At 46.2% G+C, this 21,620-nt stretch carries 21 protein-coding genes; 10 read left to right on the top strand and 11 right to left on the bottom strand.

Annotated elements, in window-relative coordinates; all coding sequences use genetic code 11:
* Window positions 1–192: 192 nt before the first annotated feature.
* Complete coding sequence (locus KSP24_RS05455; RefSeq protein ID WP_216974653.1) at window positions 193–1,689, top strand: phospholipase D family protein; 1,497 nt, start codon at window positions 193–195, stop codon at window positions 1,687–1,689.
* A gap of 42 nt (window positions 1,690–1,731) precedes the next feature.
* On the opposite strand, the gene cls is transcribed toward KSP24_RS05455, so the two are convergent.
* Window positions 1,732–3,243 carry a cardiolipin synthase gene (gene cls, locus KSP24_RS05450; RefSeq protein ID WP_013373462.1) on the bottom strand — a complete coding sequence of 504 codons (1,512 nt, stop codon included), beginning with the start codon at window positions 3,241–3,243 and terminating at the stop codon, window positions 1,732–1,734.
* A 196-nt stretch (window positions 3,244–3,439) separates the two neighbouring features.
* On the opposite strand from cls, the gene KSP24_RS05445 reads away from it, so the two are divergent.
* The 4 genes from KSP24_RS05445 to KSP24_RS05430 are packed head-to-tail and all read left to right on the top strand — an operon-like array spanning window position 3,440 to window position 5,681.
* Window positions 3,440–4,033: a TetR/AcrR family transcriptional regulator gene (locus tag KSP24_RS05445; RefSeq protein ID WP_013373463.1), complete on the top strand. Its 594-nt coding sequence runs from the start codon at window positions 3,440–3,442 to the stop codon at window positions 4,031–4,033.
* A gap of 46 nt (window positions 4,034–4,079) precedes the next feature.
* On the top strand, window positions 4,080–4,421 hold the full coding sequence (locus KSP24_RS05440; RefSeq protein WP_013373464.1) for a DMT family transporter: 342 nt from the start codon (window positions 4,080–4,082) through the stop codon (window positions 4,419–4,421).
* Window positions 4,421–4,735 (top strand): DMT family transporter, encoded by a 315-nt coding sequence (locus tag KSP24_RS05435; RefSeq protein ID WP_216974652.1) that lies wholly within the window; start codon window positions 4,421–4,423, stop codon window positions 4,733–4,735. Before KSP24_RS05440 ends, KSP24_RS05435 begins: the two co-directional genes overlap by 1 nt.
* 13 nt (window positions 4,736–4,748) lie before the next feature.
* Window positions 4,749–5,681: a 1-phosphofructokinase family hexose kinase gene (locus tag KSP24_RS05430; protein ID WP_216974651.1), complete on the top strand. Its 933-nt coding sequence runs from the start codon at window positions 4,749–4,751 to the stop codon at window positions 5,679–5,681.
* A 99-nt stretch (window positions 5,682–5,780) separates the two neighbouring features.
* Here the strand turns inward: KSP24_RS05430 and KSP24_RS05425 are convergent, their stop codons facing one another.
* Complete coding sequence (locus KSP24_RS05425) at window positions 5,781–6,215, bottom strand: Lrp/AsnC family transcriptional regulator (RefSeq protein WP_216974650.1); 435 nt, start codon at window positions 6,213–6,215, stop codon at window positions 5,781–5,783.
* Window positions 6,216–6,373: 158 nt separating this feature from the next.
* Between KSP24_RS05425 and KSP24_RS05420 the strand changes: the two genes are divergently transcribed.
* Window positions 6,374–6,835, top strand: a complete 462-nt coding sequence (locus KSP24_RS05420) for a VOC family protein (RefSeq protein WP_216974649.1) — start codon at window positions 6,374–6,376, stop codon at window positions 6,833–6,835.
* Between the two features lie 168 nt (window positions 6,836–7,003).
* A complete protein-coding gene (locus tag KSP24_RS05415) occupies window positions 7,004–7,468 on the top strand; it encodes a DUF3592 domain-containing protein (protein WP_013373469.1) in 465 nt (154 codons plus the stop codon).
* 11 nt (window positions 7,469–7,479) lie between these two features.
* Here the strand turns inward: KSP24_RS05415 and KSP24_RS05410 are convergent, their stop codons facing one another.
* Together KSP24_RS05410 and mobA are read right to left on the bottom strand one after the other, a co-directional pair.
* Complete coding sequence (locus tag KSP24_RS05410) at window positions 7,480–8,094, bottom strand: LysE/ArgO family amino acid transporter (protein WP_216974648.1); 615 nt, start codon at window positions 8,092–8,094, stop codon at window positions 7,480–7,482.
* A gap of 46 nt (window positions 8,095–8,140) precedes the next feature.
* Window positions 8,141–8,770: a molybdenum cofactor guanylyltransferase gene (gene mobA, locus KSP24_RS05405; RefSeq protein WP_216974647.1), complete on the bottom strand. Its 630-nt coding sequence runs from the start codon at window positions 8,768–8,770 to the stop codon at window positions 8,141–8,143.
* A gap of 194 nt (window positions 8,771–8,964) precedes the next feature.
* Between mobA and KSP24_RS05400 the strand changes: the two genes are divergently transcribed.
* A complete protein-coding gene (locus KSP24_RS05400; protein WP_216974646.1) occupies window positions 8,965–10,212 on the top strand; it encodes an MFS transporter in 1,248 nt (415 codons plus the stop codon).
* 126 nt (window positions 10,213–10,338) lie between these two features.
* Here the strand turns inward: KSP24_RS05400 and KSP24_RS05395 are convergent, their stop codons facing one another.
* Window positions 10,339–12,018, bottom strand: a complete 1,680-nt coding sequence (locus KSP24_RS05395) for a glutamine--tRNA ligase/YqeY domain fusion protein (RefSeq protein WP_013373473.1) — start codon at window positions 12,016–12,018, stop codon at window positions 10,339–10,341.
* 206 nt (window positions 12,019–12,224) lie between these two features.
* Between KSP24_RS05395 and KSP24_RS05390 the strand changes: the two genes are divergently transcribed.
* Both KSP24_RS05390 and KSP24_RS05385 read left to right on the top strand, forming a co-directional pair.
* On the top strand, window positions 12,225–12,950 hold the full coding sequence (locus KSP24_RS05390) for a copper amine oxidase (protein WP_216974645.1): 726 nt from the start codon (window positions 12,225–12,227) through the stop codon (window positions 12,948–12,950).
* A gap of 84 nt (window positions 12,951–13,034) precedes the next feature.
* Complete coding sequence (locus tag KSP24_RS05385; RefSeq protein ID WP_013373475.1) at window positions 13,035–13,583, top strand: GNAT family N-acetyltransferase; 549 nt, start codon at window positions 13,035–13,037, stop codon at window positions 13,581–13,583.
* A 105-nt stretch (window positions 13,584–13,688) separates the two neighbouring features.
* Here KSP24_RS05385 and KSP24_RS05380 read toward each other — a convergent pair whose 3' ends face one another.
* The 6 genes from KSP24_RS05380 to KSP24_RS05355 all read right to left on the bottom strand — a co-directional run bounded on the left by KSP24_RS05380 (window position 13,689) and on the right by KSP24_RS05355 (window position 21,535).
* Complete coding sequence (locus KSP24_RS05380; protein WP_025677558.1) at window positions 13,689–14,183, bottom strand: GNAT family N-acetyltransferase; 495 nt, start codon at window positions 14,181–14,183, stop codon at window positions 13,689–13,691.
* A gap of 125 nt (window positions 14,184–14,308) precedes the next feature.
* Window positions 14,309–15,538: an MFS transporter gene (locus KSP24_RS05375; RefSeq protein WP_064961653.1), complete on the bottom strand. Its 1,230-nt coding sequence runs from the start codon at window positions 15,536–15,538 to the stop codon at window positions 14,309–14,311.
* Window positions 15,539–15,584: 46 nt separating this feature from the next.
* The gene (locus tag KSP24_RS05370) at window positions 15,585–17,717 is read right to left on the bottom strand and encodes a molybdopterin-containing oxidoreductase family protein (protein WP_216974644.1); all 2,133 of its coding nucleotides are present in this window, start codon (window positions 17,715–17,717) and stop codon (window positions 15,585–15,587) included.
* Between the two features lie 356 nt (window positions 17,718–18,073).
* Complete coding sequence (locus tag KSP24_RS05365; protein WP_216974643.1) at window positions 18,074–18,919, bottom strand: formate/nitrite transporter family protein; 846 nt, start codon at window positions 18,917–18,919, stop codon at window positions 18,074–18,076.
* 386 nt (window positions 18,920–19,305) lie between these two features.
* A complete protein-coding gene (locus KSP24_RS05360; protein ID WP_016822845.1) occupies window positions 19,306–20,667 on the bottom strand; it encodes an FAD-dependent oxidoreductase in 1,362 nt (453 codons plus the stop codon).
* Between the two features lie 391 nt (window positions 20,668–21,058).
* Window positions 21,059–21,535: a glutathione peroxidase gene (locus KSP24_RS05355; RefSeq protein WP_013373483.1), complete on the bottom strand. Its 477-nt coding sequence runs from the start codon at window positions 21,533–21,535 to the stop codon at window positions 21,059–21,061.
* Window positions 21,536–21,620: the final 85 nt, after the last annotated feature.

Raw genomic sequence — 21,620 nt, 5'->3', positions numbered from 1 at the left:
TATAGGTCAGTCTGCCTATAAAGGACATATGTCCTCAATTAATTAATAAAACGTTCTCCATTTCATTCTGTTCAGCATTCCGCTTCAATCCTGTGGACTTGCGGTAATAATTAGACAGTATCTATTTCATAATCTGCATGTTCGGACACGATAAGATGGAATGCAGCATTTAATTAAGGAGCTGATCGTCGTATGACTAAACAAAATCCGCTGCATTCTGTGCCGGAATATCAAAGAAAAACCGTGCACAAGGGCCGTGCTCTTAAAATCGCTATTCTGCTGCTTATCCTCTGGTTGATTGGCGTCATGCTGTATCAGACTCATAAACCCTTGCCTCCGTTCGTCTCTTATGAAAGTCAGGAGTATTCAACAAACGAGGTAAACTTTTGGACGGATTTGACCTCCCCTACTGGGGTTGGAAGCACTGTACAACATGAAGGGCAAATTTTGAATCGTATGCTCGGCATCATTGATGAAGCCCAGCAATTTATCGTCATTGACCTGTTTCTGTTCAACGATTATAAGCACAAAGGCCAGCATTTCCCCGAAGTTAGCGCACAAATGACTAATCATCTTATCGCCAAAAAGAAAGCTTATCCTGAGATGCCTATCTTTTTCATTACAGATGAAGTCAATACCAACTATAATTCTGCTCCCAATCCTTTGTTGGAGAATATGAAGCAAGTAGGAATTCAGGTCGTACAGACCGATGTAGACCCGTTGCGGGACTCCACGCCTATCTATTCAGCGGTGTGGCGTACCTTTTTCCAGTGGTTCGGGCAGCATGGCACAGGCTGGATTCCCAATCTGATGGCCAGTGACGGACCTGACGTTACGGCTCGCTCTTATTTAAAGCTGTTAAACGTCAAGGCCAATCACCGAAAATTGGTTGCCAACGAGCAAACTGCTCTCATTTCTACAGGTAATGTTCACGATGCAAGTGCCTATCATTCCAATGTTGCCCTAGAAGTGAAGGGACCGATCATCGGAGATATTTTACAAACAGAGCAGGCGGTATTGGACTTCTCGGGCGGAGGGCAACTTCCTGTCTACACACCTCAAGCAGAGCCCCTAGTCCCATCAGGTAAGGACAGCTACCGGATCAAATATCTCACTGAAGGCAAAGTGTATGCCTCCGTTCTGAATGGCATTAAGCAGACGAAGCAAGGTGACAGCATTCATATGGGCATGTTTTATTTGGCTGATCGCAAAATATTGAATAGCCTGCTGGATGCCTCGGCACGCGGCGTAAACATCCAATTGCTGCTAGACCCCAATGAAAACGCGTTCGGGCAGGAAAAAATAGGCATCCCTAATCGTCCTGTTGCCCAAGAGTTGTCCGATAAATCGGATGGAAACATTCAAATTCGTTGGTATCATACTACCCATGAGCAATTCCATACGAAGCTGATTTATATTGCCAAGGCACAAGGAGAGCATTTGATTTGGGGTGGCTCTACCAATTTGACTCCCCGTAATTTGGATGATTTAAATCTGGAGAATGAACTGTGGGTGGCCGCTCCGGCGGACAGCAAGCTGACCCGACAGGTGGCGGCCTATTTTGATAAGCTGTGGAATAACCGGGGAGCTGAATACAGTCTGGATCTGGCGGCTTACGAGGATCATTCAACATTTTGGAAAGATATTGTATACCGTCTCCAGGATATTTTGGGCTTTACTACATTTTGACTATAGGATCTGCTACCTTATCCACAGATCTTCATTTGTGCATTACAGCAGCGGTGAAAGCAGCCGAGCCAGCGATTCCATTAAACGTTTGAACAGACGTTTTTTCATGAATTCCTCGCGTACGATCAAACTGGCATTCTGCAAATCTCGCTCATAGTCGGTCACCATCTGCTGCACACTGTGTGTTTGAATCAACAGAGCGTTCACTTCAAAATTCAGATGGAAGCTGCGCATATCCATATTGGCTGTCCCAATAGTCGCAACTTCCCCGTCAATAATGAGAAGCTTGGAGTGAAGAAATCCTTTTTCATATTCATATACCTTGACTCCCACCTCCAGCAACGATTGGAAATACGAGTGGGATGCGAGAAAAGGCAGCCATTTATCCGGTTTCGCGGGAAATAGAATACGCACATCCAACCCGGATAGAGCAGCCATCCGTAAAGCAGTCAGGATATCTTCATCCGGGATAAAATAAGGAGTGGCAATCCAGACGGATTTTCGAGCGGATGTGATCATGGAGAAGAATAGATTTTTAAGCACTCTCCGCTCATTGTCTGGTCCGCTGGCAATAATCTGTACGCCGCCATCCGTGATCGGTTCAATATCGGGAGACAGATATTCGCTATCCAGTACCGATTCACCCGTCATATGAAGCCAATCCTGTAAAAATATAAGTTGCAACGTCCGCACAGCTTCGCCCTTCACAATCATATGCGTGTCACGCCAAAAGCCGTAGGCTTTGTTGCGGCTGAGATACTCATCTCCCACATTTAGGCCACCGATTAATCCAATATTACCGTCGATAACTACAATTTTACGATGATTACGGTAGTTTACCCGACTGGAGAAGAACAAAATCCGAGCGCCTCCGTATGCAACAACCTCTACTCCTGCATCTTTCATTTCCTTCAAAAATGCCTTCGATAACTGAATACTACCGACTGCATCGTACATAAACCGAACCTTAACACCCGCTTTAGCCTTTTCAATCAAAATTTTCTGAATGCTGGTACCGATATCATCCGAGCGGAAAATGTAATATTCCATATGGATATGATGCTGCGCCTTGCGCAGTTCTTCGAGCAGCGTGGAGAAGGTTTCATCTCCATTATTCAGAATCTGGGTTTCTGTCGCAAAATAAATCGGGGAGCGGGCCAATCTCCGGGCCAGGCGCATTAACTGCTGCTGCTCATCTGTAAAGCAGGTCAGATCTCGTTTGACCCGCAAAGCATCCTTTTCGATACGCTCATACGCCTGTTGGTCACGCAATGCCTTTTTGTCATACTTACGGCGCTTGAATACATTTTGCCCAAATAAAAAATAAAGAGGAAGTCCAACGACTGGCAACAACGCCAGCAGCAAAATCCATGACATGGTGGTGGAAGGATTACGATTCTCCGTGAAAATAATCAGACTTATGGAAATAACCGTCAGAGTAGAGAAAATACTGATGACAGTTCCTTCATTTTTACCGATGTAATTAAACAAGCCAAAATAATAAATAATAAACACCATAGCCGCGATCAATACGGCCAGTAAGCTTCGCCTCATAACTAACCTCACTTCCAATGGACTGCATTTGAACAGGTATTCCTCATTATATTGTACATGAGCCCCTTATTTCTTCCCACTTTTTTATTTAAATGTTGAATAAAAAAATCCAGAGTACATAATGAAATGTCGATGGGTTGACACTTACTTTTTTTCATGTGAAAATAAACTAACGAACGTTAGGTAGGTGATGATAATGGGAATGGAAGAGATTCGAAAGGCCGCTCTTTTCCAATTTGCCGCCAATGGGTATGAGGGAGCATCCTTGAGCAGTATTGCCGCCGAGGTTGGAATCCGAAAACCGTCTATATATGCGCATTTTCAGGGTAAGGAGGATTTGTTTTTGCAGGTGGCAAGTTACGCGTTTCAAGAGCAGAATTTACGTATTTTTGAATACTTTACGGAACGCAAAGAACAGTCGCTGGAGCATACACTGCATAATTTCTTATTCTGGATGGAACAGGAATATGAGGGCAACAACTCAGCCAAGTTTATGCTTCGTTTTTCCTTTTTTCCGCCTGTATCTTTATATAACGAGGTACTGAATATTGTGAATCCTTTCCTGGAACAGATGGAGCGAAAATTAACTCGTCGCCTCCGAAATGTACGGGATCGGGAACCCTTTGGACATATGAAGCCAGCGGATGTGGCTTTAGCCTACATGACGCTGGTGGATGGAATCATGGTAGAGCTACTGTACAGTGGAAGCACCAACTACCACCGAAGGCTGAACGCTGCATGGCCTATTTTTTGGCGTGGGATTACACTAACTTCACCTCGTGAAAGGTGAAGTTAATGTAATTGTAAAATTATACTGAATTGAGGAGAAATTCATCATGAATCGCAGTTGGATTTACGTTTTTGTTGGAGGCCTGATTGAGGTCGTATGGGTATCAGGCTTGAAGCATGCAGATTCTGTACTCACCTGGGCTGTAACTGTGCTGGCTGTGGTGGCCAGCTTTTATTTAATCATGAAGGCTGCAAAGCGTCTGCCTGTAGGCACGGTGTATGCTGTATTTACCGGATTGGGCACAGGGGGAACCGTCGTAGGTGAAATGCTGCTATTCGGGGAGCCGTTTCAATGGTCCAAAACACTGTTAATCGCCCTTTTGCTAGCGGGTGTGATCGGCTTGAAGTTAGTTACCGATCGTGATGCTCAGGAAGGGAGTAGTGCATAATGGCTTGGATTGCATTGGTTATCGCGGGATGCTCGGAAGTGCTTGGAGTCATCGGCATGAAGGGAGTTACGGTCGGCAAAGGGTTGAAGGCTTTAGCACTTATGATCTTATCCTTTATTCTTAGCTTCTCTCTGCTCAGCTACGCCATGAATAGTTTGCCTATGGGAACTTCCTATGCCGTTTGGACAGGCATTGGTACCGTGGGCAGTACGATTACAGGCATGTTCTTGTATGGCGAGCAAAAAAGCGTACTGCGTGTTTTGTTCATCGCCATGATTCTTGCCGCAGCATTGGGCTTAAAGCTGATTTCTTAAGGAGTGATGCCTTGTGATTACCACCGTAACACTTAACGCGGCAGTAGATAAAATCTACACGGTTGCAGGCTTTGGATTGAATGCCGTCCACCGCATAGAAAACGGTCTGACAGTACCAGGCGGCAAGGGCGTGAATGCCGCTCGTGTCATTCGCACACTAGGTCAGCCTGTACGAGCGACCGGATTTGTGGCCGGACACACCGGACGGCTGCTCATCGACGGCTTGAGCGCGGAAGGCGTAAACGCCGATTTTATCGAAACGCCACACGGGGAAACCCGTCTCGCCATAACCGTGCTCGACCCGGCTGCCCGCACGCAGACCGAGCTGATTGAGAGCGGCCCGACCGTGGGGCCGCTTGAACTAGCCGCGCTGCGGCGCAAAATCGCGACCCTTGCCGAGGATTCGGCTTGGGTCGTTCTCTCCGGCAGCCTGCCACCCGGCTGCCCGCCCGATCTGTATGCCGAGCTGTGCACGCTGGCGAAGGCGCGCGGCGCGCGGGTGGCGCTGGACGCGAGCGGCGAGGCGCTGCGCTTGGGGCTGCGCGGAAAGCCCGACCTCGTGAAGCCTAACGAGGACGAGGCCGCCCGCTTCGCGGGAATCGACGCAGCGCGCCCAGATGCCGCTGAAGCGGCAGCATCGCAGCTGCTGGAAGCAGGAGCGCAGCTGGCCGTCATCTCGCTCGGCGCGCGCGGGGCGCTGGCGGTAACACGCGATGCGCGCTACCGTGTGAGCCTGCCGGACGCGGACATTGTCAGCGCGCTCGGCAGCGGTGACGCCATGGTCGCGGGATTGGTTACCGGCGCGGCGGCGGGACTGGATCTCCCTGCCATGCTGCGGCAGGGAGCGGCCTGCGGCACAGCGGCGGCTCTGCACGCCATGGCCGGCAAGATCGAGCTCCAGGACGTGGAGCGTCTGGAGCAGGGAATTATGGTGACGCTGGTGTAATTCAGCGTCACTTTTTTCATCCGACCATTCACCTAATTTAATGTCACGAATAACAGCTTTACTGAATGTTTTGTTCCAAATATGCGTTTCTCTGCTGACCTACAACAAAACCCTGTTTTCCAGTATATTTTTCATACAAATATGCGATTTCGAGGGGCCCAGCTTAACTAGAGAATCCTGAAACTCCGCAATTTCCTCTACAGACGAACTTTGTACCTTAATGAGATAATTAAATTCCCCACTGATGCGGAATAAATCGGTAACTTCCTTCGCCGCCTTACAAAAATCAATCAGCTCTTGGCAATGTTCTGTCTTTACCAGAATAAACGTTGTTGTCCCCCGATTCAGTTCCCGTAAATTAAATACAGCATTATATCCAGAAATAATCCCTCGTTCTTCAAGCTTGGTCATTCTTTCTTTAACGGACGGCTGTGACATCGAAATTTCTTTACTGATTTGGGAAATCGTTATTCGGGCATCATGCTGTAGCAATTTCATGATTTTGTAGTCTATATCGTCCATCTGATGCTGCATATCAAGCACCTCCTAGCTCGAATTTAAAAAGTAATGTTTTTCATCCAAATTAGCTTTTATTTAATAACTAATATCGTATAAAAATCTTATTTAAAATATATATGTAGCACATAATAATTCATATAATAAGGTTTACTTACATATAAGGAGGATCTGAAATGAGTGTGAAGGGATTAGCTCATGTGGCTATCCAAGCCCGTGATTATCAAGCAACCATTGCATTTTATACCGAAGTATTGGGATTTAAAAGAGGACATCACTGGAGTCTTCCGTCCTTTCGGATTCAAGAAGCTTCCATGCTGATCTCCCCTGACCAAAGAACCTGTCTCGAAATCTTTGATAACGATGCCGTCATCCCTGCCCAAGGAAAAAAAGCTGCATCTGAGCAAGATGTTACTTACGGGGCTTTATTACACTTTGCGTTTTACGTGGACAATGTGGATGAAATATATCAAAAAGCCCTTGCCCACGGAGCAAAAACCTTTGTGGAACCCAATCAGCTTACACTTGGCGAACCACCTCTAGTTGTAACCAATGCATTAGTTCATAGCCCTAATGGTGAGGTTATCGAATTTATTGAGGATATTGATTTTGATATGTCTCTATTGAGCAATAAGTAGTCCAAGTAGCTATTGAAAAGATCCACTTCCCTGGAAAGTGGATCTTTTTTGTATTCCATTCCTCTGCGCCTTATTCCCTATGGAAAAATTAAACTATTCGTGAGTATATCCGATATATTGATTATCGCTTGGTTAAAGGAGTAGATTATCATTTCAATTGATTTCAATGTGTACTGGTTTCATTTTAGCTCCGATCTGCTCATGCCGTTGTTTAGCTTAATCGGTCTGTTGTTCATCTATTTTGGATTCAAAACGATCCGTCGCCATCGTTATCGTAAACGCCACTGGGTCCGTACCAAAGGGCAAATCGTTGACGCGCATATCGAAGTAGATATCGATGTCGTTCCCTTTGACCGTGATGATCCGGTAGATACCAGCTACACCCGCCGATTAAAGGTACGCTTCTATACAGCTTCAGGTGAAGTCGTGGAATTCTGGAATCCTTATAGTACCAATCTCAGCCTTAACCGGGTTGGCAGCAAGACTAAGGTATTATACAATCCGGCTAACCCTCGGGACGCCCGAATTGCTGGCGGCGTAAATGGTGCAGGCTGCCTGGCCTTTATGTTGTTTTTGATTGGTGTCCCCTTTGCTTTGAGCGGGGTATTCGCTTTATTGAAGTTTTTCTTCTAACAAGGATCGGGTCACATACTGGTCATAAAATTTATCGCCATATAAAAGGCCAGACACAAAATAATCAGTGCCGATATTTTGTTGAGCACAGTACCAAACTTTCCTTCTGAATCCATACGTCCTACAAGCCGTCCCGCCGTTGCCAGACCCACAAACCATATCCACGATACTGACACAGCGGCCAGACCGAAGGCCCAACGTTCCACGCCGTTATATTGCAGGGAGCTGGTTCCAATTACACCAACCGTGTCAAGTATAGCATGTGGATTCAGTAGCGATACCGAGGCGGCAAAAATCATCTGGCGTTTTGGCAGCATCGGCTGACTTTCTCCCGAGGAAGCAGCCTTCGATCTCCAAAGAGTCCAAGCCATATACAGCAAGAACAAACAGCCCGCCGCATAAAGCACATTCGTGAGCCATAGAAATTGCTGCAAAACAAGGGATACACCCCCAACAGCAAGCGTGATCAGAATGGTGTCACAGACACCCGCTGTAATGACAGCAGGCAGTGCATTGCGAAACCGCGACTGGGACGCCCCCTGATTAAACACAAATACATTTTGTACCCCTAAAGGCAAAATCAATCCCAATGCCAATAAAACGGCATGTATAATAGCTTCCAGCATGTTATGTACTCCCCCAAATTCATTGCTTAATATTCTCTAAATGCTTCTAATCCTTCCGGAACTGCTCTAACACAAACTTGTAATCCTGAGGATTATTCATGTTGAACACGGCATTGTGCCATATATTCTCAGTCACTCCCGGCATATCCGCTATGGTTGCATACCGAACATTCAACGTTTCCAACCATTCGGTGAGACGAAGCCGTTTATTCCGCAAACGTTCCTCAGCAGATGGCAATACGCTCCGATGGTACACTCCCAGCAAAGGGTGCATACGTCCGGCCACAGAAGCAATTACCGCTTGCAGTGGTGATTCCGCTGCTCCTTTGGATGCCGCCCACTTTTTAGTTAAAACAAGTAAGGCTTGCAGCACTTCCAGCTGTACAAAAGGCATATCACAGGCCACGACCATTCCCCACTCCGTAGTAGATGCAGATAGTCCTGCATGAATACCACTCAGAGGTCCCATGCCCGGATAGATATCAGATACAGCTTCCATACTGTCCTGTTCATATCCTTGATCGTCACGGGTGACTACTATCACCCGTTGGGTCGCCTGCTGCAATGTAATATATGTCCGTTCAAGCATAGTAGCTCCTTCAATCTCTAGCAGAGCCTTATCCTGCCCCATTCGGCTGGAACGTCCTCCTGCGATGATAATACCAGTCACTTCCACTAAAAACTCCTCCTTTTTTCAAAAAACAATCACAAATATGCATATGGAATTTTGGACAAAATTGAAATTTACATAATTGTAATTTTATTGGTTTGTTAACCCTTTCAACACATGATACATTGGAATAAAGAACATTCCCACAGATCGACATCGGTGCGTAGTTCTCTATCGGGCTAAGAAAGGAATGGCTTGTCTTGCAAAAGAGAGAAATTCAAGAGACTCCCCTATATTCCCTAAAGCTATATAACTTTTTTCTATATGGAGCTATGGTCATCTTTTCCAGCTTCTTCCCGTTGTATTTGCAAGATATCGGTATGGACAAGCTGGAAATCGGGAGTCTGATGGCCATCGGACCTTTTGTATCTGTATTCGCGAACCCTTTTTGGGGATATACAAGCGACCGGAGCCGAAATCTCCGACGTATTCTACTATTTATGATTATAGGTACACTGTTACTGCTACAAGCTTTATTTCATGTTCACACGTATGTCATGATTTATGTGTCGATGATTGGCTTTTACTTTTTTCAAAGTCCGTTATTTGCCCAAAGCAATACCCTGATTCTCAGTTATATTGAGGGCACAGACCGGAAATTTGGTTCATTTCGCATATGGGGTTCCTTCGGTTGGGCTGTGACTGCGGCAGTTGCCGGCATCGTTGTTGACCACACAGGAGTATCCAGTATATCCACCATCTTTACGATACTTCTTCTGGCTGCATTGTTCTGCACTTTGGCAATTCCACCACTGAAAAGCACCGTGGAGACGGCAACTATTCATTTACGTGGCTTTGGCAGTATTTTATTAAACGGATACTTTATATCCTTCATTTTGTTAGGCATCCTTGTATCAATTCCTAATTCAATCAACGGCGCCTTTATGTCCTTGTACATCACCGAACTGGGCGGGTCCAAGCTGATGCTTGGTTTTGCCGTTTTTATGTCATCGGTATTTGAAATTATTGTCTTTTTAATGTTTGATCGCTTCTTGAAGAAAAAAATGACCGTGATGGTCGGCTGTTTGGCACTCGTCAGTTTGCTGTTTGCCTTACGTTGGGAACTCATGGCGCTGGCTACAGATCCGATTCAGATCGTGTTCATTCAAGCACTTCATTGCGTCACCTTCGGTGGATATTTCTATGTAGGCACCCAGTTGACCGTCCTGTTCACGCCTGCAGCATATCGATCATCCGGACAGGCCGTATATACCTTGACCTGGAGTGGTATATCCGGTATCGTAGCAGGTTTTGCGGGAGGTTGGCTATTCCAGAACTTCGGTGGTGAAATGATGTACCATGCAGGTGTCTTCTTCGCCCTGCTTGGCTCTGCGGGATTTGCTATCATGTGGTATATGCTGTACAAGAACGGCTACCAGCCAGGACATGGCGGTGAGCACAAACCAGGCGAGTATAAACCAATAGATGAAGCACCACAACGACAATAGAGTGTCTTCACGTCAATGGTCATGTTCTGAAGAACGGGTATGCGTAAAATAAAGGAGTCTGCCGTTGGCAGACTCCTTTTTCACTTGGCCGCACGAAGCAACCATCCATCCCACTTTTCCAACATCTTATTGCTTAGGCAATTGGAAAGAGCTTTTCAATGATACCACACGGTTAAATACAGGCTCACCCGGTTTGGAAAGCTTCGGGTCTACACTGAAATAACCATGACGGAAAAATTGGAATTTGTCCTGCGATTGTGCTTCTTTCATATTCCGCTCCACATAGCCATGAGCAATTTCCAAAGAGTTCGGATTTAATTGATCAAGGAATGTTTTTTCCGATCCATCCTCTTCCAGCACCTCGGGTTCCTCTGCGTTAATCAATGGCTCATACAAACGGAATTCAGCCGGAACAGCCTGAGTAGCCTCTACCCAATGGATTGTCCCTTTCACTTTACGTCCCGTAAAGCCTGATCCGCTCTTGGTTTCTATATCATAGGTACAGTGAATCTCCGTTACATTACCTTCCGCATCCTTAATGACATCGTTGCATTTAATGAAGTAAGCATGCTTGAGACGCACTTCATTACCAGGGAATAAACGGAAGTATTTGCTCGGCGGATTCTCCATGAAGTCCTCACGCTCGATATAAATCTCACGAGAAAACGGAATTTGGCGTGTTCCAAGCTCCGGATTTTCTGTATTGTTCTCCGCCTCCAGCATTTCCACTTGTCCTTCAGGATAGTTCGTAATGACCACCTTCAGCGGATCTATAACTGCCATCGTACGGGGTGCCTTAAGCTTCAGATCCTCACGTGCAAAATGCTCCAGCACCTGTAAATCAATGACTCCGTAGGCTTTGGAAATGCCTGTTTCATATACAAAACTGCGAATGGCCTCTGGCGTATAGCCGCGACGACGCAAACCAGAAATGGTCGGCATCCGCGGATCATCCCAGCCATCTACGTGTTTTTCATCAACCAGAAGCTTGAGCTTACGTTTGCTGGTTACCGTTTGAGCTAGATTTAGCCGTCCAAATTCATATTGATGAGGTACGTTTTCCATCTCGCATTCAGCTACAACCCAATCGTACAGTGGGCGTTGATCTTCGAACTCCAGCGAACAAAGCGAATGCGTTACGCCCTCAATTGCATCTTCCAGCGGATGCGCATAGGAATACATCGGATAGATGCACCAGGTATCGCCTGTATTGTGATGGGCCGTGTGTGAAATGCGGTAAATAACCGGGTCACGCAAATTGATGTTTGGCGAAGCCATATCAATCTTGGCACGTAGCACCTTTTCACCATTCTGGTATTTGCCTGCACGCATCTCTTCAAACAGCTTCAAATTGTCTTCCACGCTGCGATCCCGATAGGGGCTGTTTTGTCCCGGTTCTGTCAGTGTTCCGCGTGTTTCACGAATTTGGTCCGCACTTTGGTCATCTACGTAGGCTTTCCCCTTTTGAATCAGCAGGATAGCACGCTTGTACATCTCTTCAAAGTAATTGGAGGCAAAATGTTTTTCCTCCCATTCATAACCAAGCCACTTCACGTCCTCCTGAATGGAGTTTACGTATTCCGTGTCTTCCTTCGCCGGATTGGTGTCATCAAAACGCAGGTTCGTGCGTCCTCCGAATTCATCTCCCAACGAGAAATTAATCCAGATGGCTTTAGCATGTCCAATATGCAAATATCCGTTTGGTTCAGGTGGAAAGCGTGTAACAACCTCCTTTACCTTACCCGTACGTAAATCCTCTTCAATAACATTTTTAATAAAATTGGGGGGAGTAATCGGCTTCTCCACGCTAATCAACCTTTCTTCCGTATAATCTGTGTATAACCTGTTCCCTTAAATATACCCTTTCACACCGCATAACTCAATAAAATGAAAATCGGGACGCTCTCTTCAGCAAAAAAAGATGCAAGTTATGAAAAAGAGTTAACATTTTCGGCAAATAAATTCGTTATAGTGTATATATCTTTTATTTTACCGGAAAAGGAGACCCACCCGTGTTTAAGCTGTTGATCGTCATCCTGCTGTCTATGCTGCTGTCCTCTTCCGTTATGACTTCCGATCATCCTTCTTCAAGCATGGTGACCGAAACTGCATTATCTCATGCGCTGGCTAGCGCACCAGAAGACTCAACTGTCCGCCTATACGCCGTGAGCCCGTCCCAGGGACTCTTTCATTCAGCCGTACTGGAAATCGGCCAGCAGCGCCGCACATTCCAGTGGTCGGGCTCGGCGGATATTTCCACCGCACCACAGTTATTTTACAGAGATGTAAACGAAGATGGGATCCGTGAAGCCGTTGTAATTCTCACACGTGCCTCGGGAACAGGTGTGGAATTGCAGGAGTTGCATATTGTTAACGTACAAACAATGGAGGAATATGCAGTTGAATCAGCAGCAAATGCTGTATCTCAGCGAGTACATAGCTCCGTGGAGCTACGTGACCACAACCGCCAGGTGCATATCGCTGTTATGATTGACGGTACTACACATACGATGGACCCCAAAGCGTCCGTATTTTATGATGATCCAGCCCAATTTACAAAGCATCTCGATTTTAACTCTGTTGTAATGTATGACGCCGAACAGTTCCCACTGCATGCCACTGTATCTGGTAGCGTATCGCCAAGCGAATTTGTAGGGGATTTGGATCTGAAATATGTATATGAGCAGGGGCGGTTCCGGGTGGGACCTATAAAATTTGAAGCTTCCTCTCCCTTTTGACGACTCTCGCAGAATAAGGTAGCATGGGATTAAATGCTAGACTGGCTGGTTTAGCGATTTTCCGAGTGAAAGAGGGGATTAATCATGTTTACATATGCGTTGGACGAACGCACAGTCCTTCGGCCGCTCACCAAGGAGCATGTGCAGCCTCTGTTTGAGCTGATCGAAATGTCCCGTGACCGCCTGCGTCAATGGCTTCCATGGGTAGACTCCACCACGGAAATCAGCCATACAGAGCAGTTCGTGCAAGGCGCCTTGAAACAAGCCGCAGAGAACGGTAGCCTGACCGCTGGAATTTGGATAGACAACGAGCTCGCTGGCATCATCAGCTACCATGAGATCAATTGGGCCCACCGGTCGGTTAGCATCGGATACTGGCTTGGGCACGGTTACGAAGGACAGGGTCTCATGACCAGTGCCTGCCGCGTATTCGTCGAATATGCGTTGATGGAGTTGGACTTGCATCGGGTCGAAATCCGTTGTGCAACGACGAACCGCCGCAGCCGCGGTATTCCAGAACGCCTGGGCTTTGTGCTCGAAGGCATTGTACGCGAAGCAGAGTTGCTGCCAGATGGCTATATGAACCACGCAGTGTATGGTATGCTCCAGAATGAATGGAAGCAACTTCGATAACATAGTACTGCACAACAACGCCGCAGGCCTGATCAGGTCTGCGGCGTTGTTGGTTATGAGCTGGACATCACAACCGAATGTTGCTGCCTGTCTGTAGCCTCCGGTCTATTTTAAGAAATAGGCCATTAGAACATCATCCACGAATTGGCCTGCTATATAAAACTCGTCATGCAGGCGCCCTTCAATTGCAAAACCGCACTTTTCATAAAACATAAGGGCTTCCGTGTTACAGGAGAGTACACGCAAACTTAACTTGCGTATGCCCTCCGCAGCTGCAATCTCCTTCATGGAGTTCATGAGCGCCGTCCCAATACCTTTGCGATGATAGTCTGGACGTACAGCTATATTTATTTCGAGTACATGACAATTACTAGCCAACAGTGTTGGAGGACGAAATCCAATATACCCGCAGAGCACTTCCTGTTCGATGGCGACCAGTTGAGAGCCTGGAGGCGTGTTGCGCAGAAACTCTCCGCGCGACTTCCATGACAGCGAAGCAGGAGCCGTGCGTTCATTCCATACCAGTTCATCCAGCGCAATCAGATCAGGAGCATCCTTCATCTCCGAATGACGTATCGTCAAGGGTTGACTTGTAAACAATTCCTTTCAATCCTTCCTGTGAAGGCTTTCCTGAAGCAATAACTGAAACCAGCTGTCACCTATTGTACCATAATAAAAGCTCATTACTGAACTTTTATCGGGACTTAAGGACTGGGAACATCCACCTAAGAAGGAGTAGTATCCAGATTATCCAAATCATGCCGAAAACGGTTCAACCAGCTATGCAGAATGAAAAACAGAATGGATAATACGGCTACGCCTAATGCCAGCCAAAGTGTGGGCGGTAACCCACCGCCATCATATAACTTCCCCATAATATAAGGTCCCATCACCCGTCCGGCTGCGCCAATGCCCCCTACAAGTCCAATGTAAAAAGGTGCACCCCGACCTCCATGATCAGACAGGAATGCTGGAACCGAAGGTGCGATCAGCATTTCTCCTAGAGTCGCCAGTACCATAGCGAATATCATCCCAGTATAGTTCTGTGTGCCCAGTATGACAATATAAGCTGCCAAATAAAATCCTCCAGCCCATGTCATTTGCGCCGAAGCGTGATGAGCGTACAGCCGTTTGATCCAGAAAATAATAGGTTGTGCGGCAAAAATAAGAATACCATTCAACGTCCATAGTAGCCCATACATCGTTTTAGGCAAGCCCTGTTCAATAATATAGGGAGAGACTCCCGTATTCCAGATCGAATTACCGAACCACAAAAAAAGTGAGCCTAACCCCACAAAGAGATACAGCCTGGTATCACGAAACAGCAACCGAGCTGGTATTTCTTCTCTTTTCATCACAGACTTGCTGAGCTGAACTTCCCCCTCTTCCCGATCTACTCTGCTTAGATACGACCAGAAGAATCCGGCAAATACCGCAGAAGTCACTCCGTTCATGACAAAGCTGAGCTGATAGGAAAGGTCGGCCAGAACGCCGCTCAGTCCCGTTCCGAGTGCCACCCCAATATTGTTCGCGACATAAATGATATTAAACAGCTCTCCACGTCGGTCAGCAAAACGAAAACCTACAAAGGCCTGAATCGCAGGCACAGATACCACATTAAAAAAGCCGATAAAGCCCATCATGATGACAAAAGCTACCCAATGACCACTGGTAAATGGAAGCGAGAGAAGTCCCAACGCATTCATGGCCAGTGAGCCAACAATCAGTTTCTTGGCTCCAATACGATGATAAAGGGCTCCGCCCAGCACTTGACCAAAAATCCCGCCTAAAGACTGCACTAAAATCGCAATCCCCGCATCTCCCATACTACGGTTTAGTTCGTCGAATACATACATGCTAACGAGCGGCCACATGAGGGAACTTCCTGCGGAATTAATCAGGCTGGCAATGAGAAATACTTTTACTTCTTTCGGATAAGACTCCAACCATTTCATATATTTTGCTTCTCCTTTTGCACCTGACGCCATTAAAGGCATATTCTCATTGGCGCTTCACATTCACCACCGTTGAGAAGAAAGTAGCCCCCTGCCCCATATCCGATAGCCGGTCAGAGGTTAACGCATTGGCACGCTGTCTGCGTCCTTTGCCTTTCCACCATAATCCTTGGCTAATCACCGTGCCGGGCAGCATCAGATCGGTGACCTTGGCTTTCAATTCATACATTCCCCTGTCATTCCAGACGGTAACCGGATCACCATCTGCGATGTCTCTTGCCTGAGCATCCTCCGGGTGAATTTGCAACAAAGGCTCCCGCTCCAATCGCTGATGCTTGGGCAAATTAGCAAATGTAGAATTCAAAAAATTATGGTTTGGCGGTGAAACAAACATCAATGGAAAACGGTCATCCGCTTGCGGCCGATGCTCTCCGTCATACCCTTCGATCAGTGGTACATAGGAGGGCAATGCGGGCAGACCTGCTTGTTTCATTTTTTCCGAATACAACTCAATCTTGCCTGAAGGCGTAGTTAGTCGCTCCAAATAAGTAGCCTTTGGCGTCATATCAAGCTTTACAAAAGGAGACTTTTTTAAGGCATCCAGGGTTACACCATTGAGATAAGGGTTCGTTGGATTATCAAGCGCGCCTGCGATCATATCTTCTTCACTTTCTGTAAAGGAAGCTTCATCAAAGCCCATTGCCTGTCCGAGCAGGCTAAATAGCTCATAATTACTTTTGCTTTCCCCAAGCGGATCAATGACGGGCTTCTGCATCTGGATATAGTGGTGCCAGTACGATTTGTATAAGTCTGTTCCTTCAAAAGAAGACGCAGCAGGCAGCACAATATCTGCATAGCAGGCCGTATCGGTAAGGAACAGGTCATGAACAACCGTAAACAGATCCTCTCGTTCAAATCCCTCCGTCACCCGTTCAGAATCGGGTGCTACAACTACCGGGTTACTACAATATACAAATAACGCCTTAATCGGTTGTTCCTTCTGTAGCAGCGCCTCTCCAATCCGGTTCATGTTGATCACCCGGGCATCCGGGTTCTGTCGCAGATCAGGACGCTCCAGATGGGCGCTGTTAATCTTGGCATAAGCACCATTGGAGCGCGACGCTCCCCCGCCGTGTTTCAACCATTGTCCAGTGAGTGCAGGCAAGCATGTAACTGCACGTACGTTCATACCGCCATTATCATGATGCTGAAGCCCATTTCCGATATTAATATAGGCCGCTCGCGCCTTCCCGTACATTTCCGCCAAACGGATAATATCCTCTTTCGGCACGCCGGTAATCTGCGAAACCCGTTCTGGTGTATAGGTCTTAACATGCTCGCGCAGTTCCTCGTGACCTACGGTATAGCGACGTAAAAATTCGTCGTCTGTCAGCCCCTGATCAAACAGCACATGCATAACCCCCAGCGCAAGCGCCGTATCCGTTCCCGGATATAAGGGAATGAACCAATCCGCCCATTGCGCCGTCCGGTTGCGATGAACATCAATAACGACCACTTTAGCACCTTTTTTACGTGCTTTCTCAGCCAATACGACCTGATGCATGTTGGTGCTGATGACGTTTCCGCCCCATACAATAATGAGCTCTGCATCCTCTGTGTCCTCCGGGCTTGTGCCGCCCTTAAATCCCATAACGGATGCCCAGCCTTCATTCCCAGCCACACTGCAAATCGTCTGATCCAGTTGGCTTGAACCCAGCGCATTGAAAAAGCGACGATCCATTCCATCCACACTCAATACACCCATATTGCCATAAAAGCTGTAGGGGAGAATGGATTCCGGTCCATCCGTACGTATCAGCTCCTTGAACCGACCTGTAATGGTATCGACCGCCTCCTCCCAGCTAATTCGTTCAAACTTCCCTTCCCCTTTGGCGCCTACACGCTTCAACGGATAAAGCACCCGATCCGGATCATATACTCGCTCGGTCATATTCCGGACTTTGTTGCATATAGCCCCTTTGGTAATGGGATGATCCGGATTACCAGTCACCTTGACTATCTTTCCATTTTCCTTGTGAAGCAGGAGCCCACACGTATCCGGGCAATCCAACGGGCATACGGCCGGAAAAATACCGTTCTGCTGCTCCGTCATCCGCTGTCCTCTGTGTAAGTTGTGTTGAAGTGTGGCCTCAAGAGGCGCGTTATTGCGATGATCCATGGTGTTAATGCTCCTTTCCGTTACCGTTTCCAAAAATTACACTGTTCTTATCATATCTACAGCTTTGGCCTATGGCAAGAGAAGGATTTTACCACACAGCATCTCTCCAAAATATATAAAAATCCGCCTGCTGTATAGAGCAAAACGGATTTTAAAAATCATAATTATTTTTTTATCATCCTGTTTCATCATTACATACCCAGGGTAAAAGAGATCAAGGCATTATGGACGAGAGCACACTCATCCTCCATGCCAAATCATGGACCACTCCCAAAAAAATCCGCCATGACAGGTTTCGTTCCCCCGGGCCTGTCATGGCGGATTTGCTTTGTTCATAGCTTCATAAAGTAACGTGATTACGCATGATCACTCAACGGATTGGATGCAACGGAAGGAGTAATTTGAGATTCATTCACGGAATGTGTGTTGGTTTGAGTTTTTTTCAGATAGGCCAGCCAGTAGGCTCCAGCCACAAACAGACTGCCTCCTACCAAATTCCCCAACCAGACCGGAATGAAATTCATAACATACGCTGCCCACGAAAAATGACCTGCAAAAATAGCCGCCGGAATGAGAAACATATTGGCTACAACGTGCTGAAATCCAATAGCAACAAAGGCCATGGTCGGGAACCAAATTCCCATAATTTTGCCGCCGATGGAGTCTGTGCTATAAGCCATCCATACAGCCAGTGCAACGAGCCAGTTACATCCTATACCTGATATAAAAGACTGCAAAAAGCTTTCATGCAGCTTATGCCCTGCCATATCCACCACTTTATCCAGGTAAGGCCCCGTTTCGGTCAAGCCCAGAACATGCCCGAAGAAAAATGCAACAAATAATGCACCTGCAAAATTACTGAGCGTAATAATCGCCAAATTACGAAGCATGGCTCCTGTCTTAATTCGTCCTGCCCATCTCGCCAAAGGCACTGCCATCATATTGCCGGTCAGCAATTCCCCACCAGCGATCAAAACTAACACCAGACCTACAGGGAACACCGCAGCTCCAATAAAGGTAGCAATGCTTCCCCATTCTTTAGGTGCACTTGCAATAACGCGTATATCCAGCAAAAACCCGAGTGCAATAAATGCACCTGCCAAAAATCCCAATACTACCGCCACATTCCACGGGTTGTTCGCCTTGGCCACTCCTGTTTCCACCGTCTTTTCGGCAATTTGCCCCGGTTTATAGCTTGCCATCTGCCCCCGCTCCTTTAATATCTTTTAAACAAAATATTCTTCTTTTATATTTTATTTAAAATCAGTGATTTTGTTTGTGAAAAAAATCACTTTCTAAAGTATAAAAAAAACAGCCCTTGAATAAAGGACTGTTTTTCTATTTTATTACATCTACTGCGCTACTACGCGCTTTACATTTAATTGTATTCTTCCTTTTCAACAGCTCTCAAGAACCAAAGAACTCCGCCCAGACCGACGGCTGCAACAACTACAAGAAAAAGGATATAAAACAAATCCATTATAAAGTCTCCCCCTAATCCTTATGCTCTCTATATTGTACTATAAGGATTCATCCGTACGCTTCAGATTGTTGACAAACTTATGAACAATGTCACAGACAAATCGAATTATACAGTAACTGGGTTCCGTTCGGATATTGTAGGCAATGCTTGCAAACCTGCCGCGTTCAGAAAATTCCAAGGCTTGTTATAGTGCGGCTGGAAGAAGAAATCGACAAAGGCCAACTGGTCAATGGTCATATGATTTTGAATGGCTACAGACAGCGTGTTAATGGATTGCGTCAAATCGACCTTCGACATAATTTGTGCCCCAACAATTCTCCGTGTCTCCTGCTCATATACAACCTTCAGCAACACTTTTTCAGAGGTTGGCATAAACTCAGGACGATAGCTGTCCTCAATGGTTACAGCTTCTACAGTCATACCCTCGTCGGTTGCTGCGGCTTCTGTCATTCCTGTTCCCGCAATATTATCTTCGTAAATTTTGATACCCGAAGTTCCTTGTGTTCCCATGTAGGCAATGGTCGGCTGTACCAGATTGCGTGCCACCAGCGTCCCCATTCGAACCGCATTCGTCGCCAATGGGATATAAGCTGTTTTGCCAGTCGGATTATAACGAATTGCACAACTGTCGCCTGCTGCAAACACATCCGGGCAGCTACTTTGCATATAATTGTCCACAATGATCGCACCGTTAGGCAACATATCTACCTGACCTTTGAGCAGATCCGTTTGAGGTCGGAAACCGATACAGAGTATAACAAGCTCTGTTTCATACTCTCCTTTGGAGGTCACGACCTTACTTACTTTACCGTTAGTCCCCTCAAAACGACTTACTGTCTCGCCAAGTACCAGCTTAATGCCATGTTCTCTCAGGGAATTCTCAATACGGTCTGTATACTCATGGTCTAAATACTTATTCAATATACGATCAGCACTGTCGATCAGCGTTACGTTCTTACCGTTCATTTGAAAAGCTTCTACCAGTTCAACACCAATGTATCCAGCTCCGACGACTGTAATGTTCTGTACGTGCTGGGCTTTCTCAATGATTTCATTCGAATGATTATAGTTTTTGCAGAGCAAAATATGATCAAGTTCAATGCCTTCCAGCTTCGGAATAATTGGCCACGATCCAGTAGTCACAATCAATTTATCAAATGTGTCCGTAAATTCCTCACCTGTTTGGAGATTACGTGCATGCAGCGTTTTGCCGGCTGTATCCACACTCGTTACCTCATGAAGCATCTTGGTCACTACACCCATATCAGCCAGTTGATCTGGGGACGAATAAAACAATCCGTGTGGATCTTTGACGACACCACCTACGTACAGTGCAATACCACAAGATAAAAATGAAATATTGTCATTACGCTCATAAACCGTAATTTCGGCATCTGGATAACATTTAGCTGTGTTGACTATGGCTGCTGTACCTGCGTGTGTACATCCGATAACTGCTACTTTCATGTTGAATTCCTCCTTGGTGTGTGGGCATAAAATGTATAATAATTGTGAATACTTTCACTTAGGTAACTCGTACTCTTTGTGATTTATTTCACTTCATGCGCTTATTATAGTGTGATATTTTTCACATTACAATAGCTTTTTATGATATTCACAGTTTGTCCACATTTAAAAAGGTAAGGATGTCTGAGATCAGCCGTTTGCTGAAATCTTTTTTTTCTCCATTTAGTTTTCCCTGTCTGCCCCCTGATTATGCCCTTGGAACAGACTTTCCACACGATGCGTCAATTCTTAGGTAAATGCTCATTTAGAGAATAAAAAAAGGTCTGTTTCCCCTGAGACAGGCAGAAATCAGACCTTGTTTATACATATACTTTGGAATTACACGAAGCTATTATAACAACTGCTCAATGGCAGCTTTCATCGCTTCCGGTGACTCCTTAGGCTCAAAACGCCCTACAGGCACACCTTCACGATTCACAATGAATTTTGTAAAATTCCACTGAATTGTACCATCTTCCTGTTCTCCAGGCTGCTGCTTCTTCAAATATTCAAACAGAGCTGCTGTATCCGGTCCGTTCACATCCACTTTGGCGAATACCGGGAAATTAACCCCGTAATTCAATTGGCAAAATTCAGCCGCTTCCTCGCTGCTGCCCGGCTCCTGACCGCCAAATTGGTTGCAAGGGAAGCCTAAAACAACGAGTCCTCGATCCTTATATTCGTCATAAAGCTTCTGCAAATCCCCATATTGCGGGGTAAGTCCGCACTTACTGGCGGTATTCACAATAACCAGCACTTTACCTGTGTAAGTTTCCAGAGAAACCTCCTGATTGGCTGGTGTTACAGCATTATATGAATAGACAGACATACAGCATCCTCCTTCATGTCGCTTGGTTTAGGTTCTTAACCTATTTTACCCAAAACGTGACGGACATGCCAATATCCACAGACCC

The sequence above is a fragment of the Paenibacillus sp. AK121 genome, assembly GCF_019042715.1.
GTDB lineage: Bacteria > Bacillota > Bacilli > Paenibacillales > Paenibacillaceae > Paenibacillus > Paenibacillus polymyxa_C.
This window is presented reverse-complemented; position numbering and strand designations above follow the sequence as displayed.